The 8260-nt window shown below is 77.1% G+C and carries 7 protein-coding genes; all 7 read left to right on the top strand.

The window, feature by feature from the left end; all coding sequences use genetic code 11:
- The first annotated feature begins 405 nt into the window (after window positions 1-405).
- Genes EF918_RS28480 through EF918_RS28450 form a run of 7 tightly spaced genes read left to right on the top strand, consistent with a single transcriptional unit; the run spans window position 406 to window position 8179 of the window.
- On the top strand, window positions 406-1443 hold the full coding sequence (locus EF918_RS28480; RefSeq protein WP_125651803.1) for an NAD-dependent epimerase/dehydratase family protein: 1038 nt from the start codon (window positions 406-408) through the stop codon (window positions 1441-1443).
- A 33-nt stretch (window positions 1444-1476) separates the two neighbouring features.
- Entirely contained in the window at window positions 1477-3141 is a 1665-nt protein-coding gene (locus EF918_RS28475; RefSeq protein ID WP_125651802.1) for a carbamoyltransferase C-terminal domain-containing protein, read from the top strand.
- On the top strand, window positions 3138-4205 hold the full coding sequence (locus EF918_RS28470) for a glycosyltransferase family 2 protein (protein ID WP_125651801.1): 1068 nt from the start codon (window positions 3138-3140) through the stop codon (window positions 4203-4205). Before EF918_RS28475 ends, EF918_RS28470 begins: the two co-directional genes overlap by 4 nt.
- A complete protein-coding gene (locus tag EF918_RS28465) occupies window positions 4202-4888 on the top strand; it encodes an HAD-IIIA family hydrolase (protein ID WP_125651800.1) in 687 nt (228 codons plus the stop codon). Before EF918_RS28470 ends, EF918_RS28465 begins: the two co-directional genes overlap by 4 nt.
- Window positions 4885-5940 carry a glycosyltransferase family 9 protein gene (locus tag EF918_RS28460; protein ID WP_125651804.1) on the top strand — a complete coding sequence of 352 codons (1056 nt, stop codon included), beginning with the start codon at window positions 4885-4887 and terminating at the stop codon, window positions 5938-5940. The genes EF918_RS28465 and EF918_RS28460 overlap by 4 nt, the downstream gene beginning before the upstream one ends.
- Complete coding sequence (locus tag EF918_RS28455) at window positions 5937-6902, top strand: glycosyltransferase (protein WP_125651799.1); 966 nt, start codon at window positions 5937-5939, stop codon at window positions 6900-6902. The genes EF918_RS28460 and EF918_RS28455 overlap by 4 nt, the downstream gene beginning before the upstream one ends.
- Entirely contained in the window at window positions 6899-8179 is a 1281-nt protein-coding gene (locus EF918_RS28450) for a glycosyltransferase (protein ID WP_125651798.1), read from the top strand. Before EF918_RS28455 ends, EF918_RS28450 begins: the two co-directional genes overlap by 4 nt.
- Window positions 8180-8260 lie beyond the last annotated feature (81 nt).

Genomic DNA, 8260 nt, shown 5'->3' with positions numbered 1-8260 from the left:
CTACTCCACGGATGCGCTGTCATTCTTCTCGTTGCGTTTCGATCACCCCCGACGCGCTTGATCATTGTATTGTGGGGTGTGGATTGTGTTTGTTGCGTGGATCGGCCCGCTGAGTGGGGTACTGCCGGTCCACGCAACGAACACGATCCGCCCCCTCAAAACCCGTTGTCCGGCGCGGCGGGGGAGAACGAAGCGCTACGGGCGGCATGCCCGCGCATCCGTCGGGTAGGCGGGGCGCGATCACCGAGCGCACGACGCCGGAGAGAACCCGGCACAGCGTGCACACCGTGCACACCGCACGGCCGGCACGCGGACCGTCGTCCGCACTCGGCGCCGGGGTCCCTCGGCTCCTCCACTCCACGGCCGGCCCCTGGTGTTCCCCTGCCGTTCCCCCTGGGAGACCTCATGCCCTTCTCTTCTGCGGACCGTCGCTGGAAGCACGCCGTCGTCACCGGCGGGGCCGGCTTCGTGGGGTCCCACCTGTGCGCCACGCTGCTCGCTTCGGGCGCCGAGGTCACCTGCCTGGACGATTTCAGCACCGGGCTGCCGGAGAACGTCGCCGGTCTGCTGGACCATCCCGGGTTCACCCTGTGCCGCACCGACGTCAGCCGGCCGTTCGCCGTCGACCGCCCACCCGACCTGGTGCTGCACCTGGCCTCGCCGGCGTCCCCGGCCGACTATCTGAGGCTGCCGCTGCACCCCCTGGACGCGGGCAGTCTGGGCACCCGCCACGCGCTGGAGCTGGCCCGGCACAGCGGTGCGCGCTTCCTGCTCACCTCCACCTCGGAGGTCTACGGCGACCCGCGCGAGCACCCGCAGAGCGAGGGGTACTGGGGGAACGTCAACCCGGTCGGCCCGCGCAGCGTGTACGACGAGTCCAAGCGGTTCGCCGAAGCGCTGACCACCGCGCACACCGCCGTGCACGGCACGGACACGTGCATCGTCCGGCTGTTCAACACCTACGGCCCCCGGATGCGCGGCCACGACGGGCGGGCCGTGCCCACCTTCGTGCGGCAGGCGCTGGACGGCGTCCCGCTGACGGTGACCGGGGACGGACGCCAGACGCGCTCGCTGTGCTACGTCGACGACACGGTGGCCGGGATCCTCGCCGCGGCGGCGCACGGCCTGCGCGGGCCGGTGAACCTGGGCAACCCCGAGGAGATCACGATGACGGACCTGGCGCGCCGGGTCGTCGAACTGACGGGCTCCGCCTCGGTGATCCGGTTCGTGGCCCGTCCGGTCGACGACCCGGCCGTGCGCTGCCCGGACATCACGTTGGCCCGCGGCAAGTTGCAGTGGGAGCCCAGGGGCGGGGTCACGGAGGGGCTGCGGCGCACCGTCTCCTGGTTCCGGGCCCGGACCGGCCGTCCGGGGCCGTCCCTCCCGGGGGCCTCGTTCCCGGAGCCGCCGCTCCCGGGCCTGCGGGACCTTCCGTCCTCCTGAACTGCCAGACCTTCCCGCGAAGGACGGCCCACCATGCGCATCCTCGGCATCAACGCACTCTTCCACGACCCCGCGGCCGCTCTGGTCGTCGACGGGCGGACCGTTGCGGCGACGGAGGAGGAACGATTCAGCAGGCGCAAGCACGGGAAACGGCCGGTGCCGTTCTCCGCGTGGGAACTGCCCGTCGAAGCGGCCCGCTGGTGTCTGCGCGGGGCCGGGCTGCGCCCGTGCGACCTGGACGCCGTCGCCTACTCCTACGACCCGGAGCTGGCGCGACCCGCCGAGGCCATGGGACTGGACGACCCCTGGGACCACCTCCGCCAGACCTACGCCCGCCAGGCCCCGGGCTTCCTGGCCGCGGCCCTGCCCGGGCTCGACCCCGGGCGGGTGCGCTTCGTCGCGCACCACATGGCCCACGCGGCGTCGGGCGCCTTCGCGGCGGAGGCGGCCGAGCGCAGCTCCGTGCTCGTCCTGGACGGCCGCGGGGAACGCGCCTCCCACCTCGCGGCCCGCCGCCGGGGCGCCGCCCTGGAGCCCCTGTACGCGCAGGAGCTGCCGCACTCCCTCGGCCTGGTCTACGAGGAACTCACCGCGCACCTCGGCTTCGTACGGTCCTCCGACGAGTTCAAGGTGATGGCGCTGGCCTCCCACGGCAGCCCCCGGATGCTCGACGCACTGCGCCGCCACGTCTACCCCACCGGCGACGGCGGCTTCCGCGCGACCGCCGTCCCCTGGCCGGAGTTCTGCCCGCCGCGCGCACCCGACGAGCCGTGGACGCAGGCCCACGCCGACACCGCGGCCGGCGCCCAGGCGGTGCTGGAGGAGACCCTGCTCGACCTGACGCGCTGGCTGCACGGCCGGACCGGGGACGCCGTGCTCACCCTGGCCGGCGGGGTCGCCCTCAACTGCGTGGCGAACGCGCGGATCGCCCGCGAGGGCCCGTTCTCCCGCGTGTGGGTCCAGCCCGCCGCCGGGGACGCCGGCACCGCCCTCGGCGGGGCCCTGCTCCTCGCCGCGGGCGCGGGCGACGCGGTGAGCCCCATGGACGGTGCCGACCTCGGCCGGGAATGGTCCGACGCCGACCTCGCGGGATGGCTGAAGTCGGCGAACGTGCCCTTCGACCGGCCCGTCGACATCGCCGCCACCGTGGCCCAGGCACTGGCGGACAACGCGGTCGTCGCCTGGTTCCAGGGGCGTTCGGAGTACGGGCCGCGGGCCCTGGGGCACCGGTCGCTGCTGGCCCACCCCGGGCACGCCGGGAACCTCGAACGGCTCAACGACGTCAAGGGCCGGGAGCAGTTCCGCCCGGTCGCGCCCATGGTCCTCGCCGACCGGGCCGCGGAGATCTTCGACGGTCCGATCCCCAGCCCGTACATGCTGTTCGTGCACGACGTCCGGCCCGGCTGGGCCGAGCGGATCCCGGCCGTGGTGCACGTGGACGGGACCGCCCGCATCCAGACCGTGGACGCGGTGCGCGAACCGCTCGTCGCCCGCATGCTGTCCGCGTTCGAGGAGCGCACCGGGCTGCCGGTAGTGGTCAACACCAGCCTGAACACCGCCGGCCGTCCCATGGTGGACGATCCCCGCGACGCGCTGGAGTGCTTCGGCTCCGCCCCGGTCGACCTGCTGGCCATCGGGCCCTACGCGGTGCACCGGGGCGGGATGTTCCGCCCCGCGCCCGGGGGGTGTGCCGGATGAACCCGCCCGCCGCGGAACCCCGTTACGCCGTCGTCGTCCCCACGCTCGGGCGTCCGCAGCTGCGGGCCTGTCTGGAGTCCCTGGCGGCCGCCGGCGGGCCCGGACCGGTCCGGGTGGTCCTCGTGCACGACCGGCCCGGCCCCGACGGCGCGGTGCCCCCGCTGGAGGTCCCCGTCGCGCTGCGGTCCCGTACGGTCGTCCTGGCGGGCGCCGCCCGCGGCCCGGCCTCGGCCCGCAACCTCGGGTGGCGTGCCGCCGGACCGGTGCCGTGGGTGGTCTTCCTCGACGACGACGTGGTGCCCGGCCCGACCTGGGCGCAGGACCTGGCCCGGGACCTCGCGTCCGCCGACGCCGGCACCGCCGCCGTCGCCGCACGCATCGAGGTGCCGCTGCCGCCCGGCCGGCGCCCCACCGACTGGGAGCGCTGCACCGCCGGACTGGCCACCGCCCGCTGGATCACCGCCGACCTGGCCGTGCGCGGTGAGGCGCTACGGGCGGCCGGCGGCTTCGACGAACGGTTCCGCCGGGCCTTCCGGGAGGACGCCGACCTGGCGCTGCGCCTGCTCGGCGGGGGCTGGGCGCTGGCCGAGGGCACGCGCCGCACCCGTCACCCGGTCCGGCCCGCGGACCGCTGGGTCTCGGTACGCACCCAGGCCGGCAACGGCGACGACGTCCTCATGGGCCGCCTGCACGGCCGCGGCTGGCGGTCCCGGGCCGGTGCCCGCCTGGGCCGGCGGCCCGTGCACCTGGCGGTCACCGCCGCGGCGACGGCAGCGGCGGCCTGCGCCCTGCTCGGCCGCCGGCGGGCGGCCGGCTGGTGCGCGGCCGGCTGGCTCGCCGGGTCGGCGGAGTTCGCCGCCGCCCGGATCCTGCCCGGTCCCCGGGACCGGGCCGAGGTGCTCACCATGGCGCTGACCAGCTTCCTCGTACCACCGGCCGCCAGCTGGCACTGGCTGCGCGGCCTGGCCGTCCACCGCCGGGTGCCGCCCACGGCCCCGGCCGCTCCCCCGGCCACCGGCCCCGCCGCCCGCGCGCCGGCCCCGACCACGGCCGGTGCGTCATGACCGCCCGCGGTACGACGGCCCCGGCGGGTTCGCGGCCCGCCCGGTCCGACGGGCCCTGGCTGTGGCCGGGCGGGGCCGGCGGCCCCGCCGCGGTCCGACCGCCCGGCGGGCGGCCCGGGCTGCCGCAGGCCGTGCTGTTCGACCGGGACGGCACCCTCGTGGCCGACGTCCCCTACAACGGCGACCCCGGCCGGGTGCGGGCCATGCCCACCGCCCGCCGCGCCCTGCGCCTGCTGCGCGCCGGCGGCGTCCCGGTGGCGGTGGTCAGCAACCAGTCCGGTGTCGGACGCGGCCTGCTGACCCGCCGCCAGGTCGAGGCGGTGGCGGCCCGGATCGAGGCCCTGCTCGGCCCGTTCGCGCTGTGGGCCGTGTGCCCCCACCGCCCCGCGGACGGCTGCGGCTGCCGCAAGCCCGCGCCCGGACTGGTGCTCGCCGCCTGCGCGGCACTCGGCGCCGACCCCCGGCGCACGGTGGTCGTCGGTGACATCGGGGCCGACCTGTCGGCGGCCCGGGCCGCGGGGGCCACGGGGGTCCTGGTGCCCACGCCGGTCACCCGCCCCGAGGAGGTCCGGGCCGCCGCGCTCACCGCTCCCGACCTGCTGGGCGCCGTACGGCTGCTGCTGGGCCCGCCGGGCGCGGACGGCCCGGCGCCGGACCCGGACCCGGGAGGCGCACCGTGGTGACGCGGGCTCCGCGCACCCTGGTGGTGCGCCTCGACAGCGCCGGGGACGTGCTGCTCGCCGGCCCCGCCGTCCGGGCGGTCGCGGCCGGCTCCTCCTGCACCGGGCTGCTGTGCGGACCCGCCGGCGCTCCCGCCGCCGCCCTGCTGCCCGGGCTCGACCGGATCCTCGTCCACGAGGCGGCCTGGGTGGGTCTGGCCGCGCCGCGGACCTCCCGCGAGGAGTGCGACCTGCTCCTCGACGCCCTGGCCGCCGAGCACTTCGACCGCGCGCTGGTCCTCGTCTCGTACCACCAGAGCCCGTTGCCCGCCGCCCTGCTGCTGGCGATGGCCGGGATCGGGGAGGTCGCCGCCGACTGCGTCGACTACCCCGGGTCGCTGCTCGCCCTGCGCCACCGGCGGCGCGCCGGCCGGCACGAGGTCGAGGCCGCCCTGGACCTGGCCCGTGCCTTCGGCTTCCCGCTGCCGCCCGGCGACGACGGGGCGCTGCGCGTCCTGCGGCCGCCGGACACCGTCGGCCTGACCGGCCCCGAGCCGTACGTCGTCGTCCACCCCGGGGCGGCGGTCCCGGCCCGGGCGTGGAGCGCCGGGCGGGCCGCCGGCGCGGTCGCCGCGCTGCACGGCGCCGGGCACCGCGTGGTGGTCACCGGCGGGCCCGGCGAACGCCCGCTGACGGCGCGGGTCGCGGGGCGGCACACCCTCGACCTCGGCGGCGGCACCCGGGACCTGGGCCAGCTCTCCGGGGTCCTGGCCCGCGCGCGGGCCGTGGTGACCGGGAACACCGGACCGGCCCACCTGGCCTGCGCCGTCGGGACGCCCGTGGCCTGCCTGTTCGCCCCCGTGGTGCCGCCCGAGCGCTGGCGCCCGTACGGGGTCCCGCACGTGCTGCTCGGCGATCAGGGCGCGGCGTGCGCCGGCACCCGGGCCCGGGTGTGCCCCGTGCCCGGTCACCCCTGCCTGGACTCGGTCCCCGACGAGGACGTGCTCGCGGCGGTGTCCGCGCTGCTCGCCCGCCCCGCACCGGCGCGTCCCGCCGACGAAGGAGCAGCACCATGAACATCCTGCTGTGGCACGTGCACGGATCCTGGACCACGGCCTTCGTGCAGGGCCCGCACACCTACCTGGTGCCCGTGACCCCGGACCGGGGCCCCGACGGCCTCGGCCGGGCCCGCACCTTCGACTGGCCGGACAGCGTCCGGGAGATCGCCCCGGCCGACCTGGCGGCCACGCCCGTCGACGTGGTGCTGCTCCAGCGCCCCCACGAGTGGCCGCTCGCCGAGCGGTGGCTGGGCGGCCGGCGGCTCGGCCGGGACGTGCCCGCCGTCTACCTGGAGCACAACACCCCCGACGGCGAGGTGCCGCGCAGCCGGCATCCCGTGGCGGACCGCGACGACGTCACCCTCGTCCACGTCACCCACTTCAACCGGCTGTTCTGGGACAACGGCAGCACCCGCACGCGAGTGATCGAGCACGGGATCGTCGACCCGGGGCACCGGTACACCGGCGAGCTGCCCCGGGCCGCCGTGGTGGTCAACGACCCGGTGCGGCGCGGCCGGTACACCGGCACCGATCTGCTGGTGGAGCTGGCCGAGGCGGCGCCGCTGGACGTGTTCGGCATGCGCACCGAGGCCCTCGGCGCCCATCTGGGCCTCGCCGCGGACCGCTGCCGCACCCAGGACCTCCCGCAGGCCGGGCTGCACGCGGCCCTGGCCGTGCGGCGCCTGTACCTGCATCCGGTGCGCTGGACCTCGCTGGGGCTCTCCCTCCTCGAAGCCATGCACCTGGGCATGCCGGTCGTGGCCCTGGCCACCACCGAGGCGGTGGAGGCCGTCCCGCCCGGCGCCGGGACGCTGTCCACGCGCCCCGAGGAACTGGCCCGGGCCGCCCGCCACTACCTGGACGAACCGGAGGCCGCCCGGGAGGACGGCAGCCGGGCCCGCCGCGCCGCGCTCGCACGGTACGGCCTCACCCGCTTCCTGTCCGACTGGGAGCACCTGCTCACGGAGGTACGGTCATGACATCCCCCACCCGCGCCCACGACCCGCGGCCCCTCTCGGTGGCCCTGGTCTCCGAGCACGCCAGTCCCCTGGCCTCGCTCGGCACGGTCGACGCCGGCGGCCAGAACGTCCATGTCGCCTGTCTCGCCTCGGCCCTGGCGGACCGCGGCCACCAGGTCACGGTGTACACCCGGCGCGACGGCGGCGAGCAGCCCGACATGGTGCAGATGCGCCCCGGCGTACGGGTCCGGCACGTGCCGGCGGGTCCGGCGGAGCCCGTGCCGAAGGACGAACTGCTGCCGCACATGGGCGCGTTCGGCACCTGGCTGCTGGAGGCGTGGCGGGCCCGCCCGCCCGACGTGGTCCATTCCCACTTCTGGATGTCCGGCCTCGCCTCGGCGATCGCCGTACGGGAGCTGCACATCCCCTTCCTGCACACCTACCACGCCCTCGGCACGGTCAAGCGGCGCCACCAGGGCGCGGCCGACACCAGCCCGCCGCAGCGCATCGCCTACGAGCGCGACATCGGGCTGCGCTGCGACCGGGTGCTGGCCACGTGCCGGGACGAGGTCGGCGAGCTGGTGCGGATGGGCGTCCCGGCGGGCCGGGCCGATGTCGTGCCGTGCGGGGTGGACCCCGTACGGTTCCGGCCGGAGGGGCCCGCCGCCGAGCGGGATCCGCGCTACCGGTACCGGCTGCTCCAGCTGGGCCGGCTGGTCCCCCGCAAGGGGACCGCGGTGTCCGTCGCCGCTCTCGGCCGGCTCCCGGACGCCGAACTGGTGATCGTGGGCGGGCCGCCGGCCGCCCTCCTCGACCAGGACCCCGAGGCCCGGCGGCTGCGCGGCCTGGCCGAGGAGGCCGGGGTGGCCGACCGGGTCCGCTTCCTCGGCGGCCTGACCGGGGAGGCGGTACCGGCCGTCTTCCGCAGCGCCGACGTGGTGCTGTGCCCGGCGGACTACGAGCCGTTCGGCATCGTGCCCCTGGAGGCCATGGCCTGCGGGCGTCCCGTCGTGGCGAGCGCCGTGGGCGGGCAGCTGGACACCGTCCTGCCCGGGGAGACCGGGCTGCTGGTGCCGCCCGGCGATCCGCAGGCCCTGGCCGACTCCGTGGCGGCCCTGCTCGCCGACCCGGTGAGGCGGGCGGCCTTCGGGGTCGCGGCCCGGCGCCGGATCCTCGGCCACTACGGCTGGGACCGCGTGGCCCGCGCGACGGAACGTTCCTACGAGGCGGTGCTCGGCACGCACCGCGCCCCCGGCACCGTCCACCCCGCCCGCACCCGGCGGGCCACCGCCGCGTGAACCCGAACCGCACCCCCGAAGGAGGTGGCGGCCGGCGGCCCCGGGCGGCCGGCCCGACCCCATGAACCCGTACTCCTCCGC

This window comes from Streptomyces sp. WAC06614, from assembly GCF_003949795.1.
Classification (GTDB): Bacteria; Actinomycetota; Actinomycetes; order Streptomycetales; family Streptomycetaceae; genus Streptomyces.
Note: the sequence above shows the minus strand (reverse complement) of the source record. Positions and strands in the feature narration are given on the sequence as shown.

Excerpts from the sequence above, each read along its gene's own strand:
- EF918_RS28480 (WP_125651803.1), top strand. The coding sequence starts at position 406 with ATGCCCTTCTCTTCTGCGGACCGTCGCTGGAAGCACGCCGTCGTCACC.
- EF918_RS28465 (WP_125651800.1), top strand. The coding sequence starts at position 4,202 with ATGACCGCCCGCGGTACGACGGCCCCGGCGGGTTCGCGGCCCGCCCGG.
- EF918_RS28455 (WP_125651799.1), top strand. The coding sequence starts at position 5,937 with ATGAACATCCTGCTGTGGCACGTGCACGGATCCTGGACCACGGCCTTC.
- EF918_RS28475 (WP_125651802.1), top strand. The coding sequence starts at position 1,477 with ATGCGCATCCTCGGCATCAACGCACTCTTCCACGACCCCGCGGCCGCT.
- EF918_RS28450 (WP_125651798.1), top strand. The coding sequence starts at position 6,899 with ATGACATCCCCCACCCGCGCCCACGACCCGCGGCCCCTCTCGGTGGCC.
- EF918_RS28470 (WP_125651801.1), top strand. The coding sequence starts at position 3,138 with ATGAACCCGCCCGCCGCGGAACCCCGTTACGCCGTCGTCGTCCCCACG.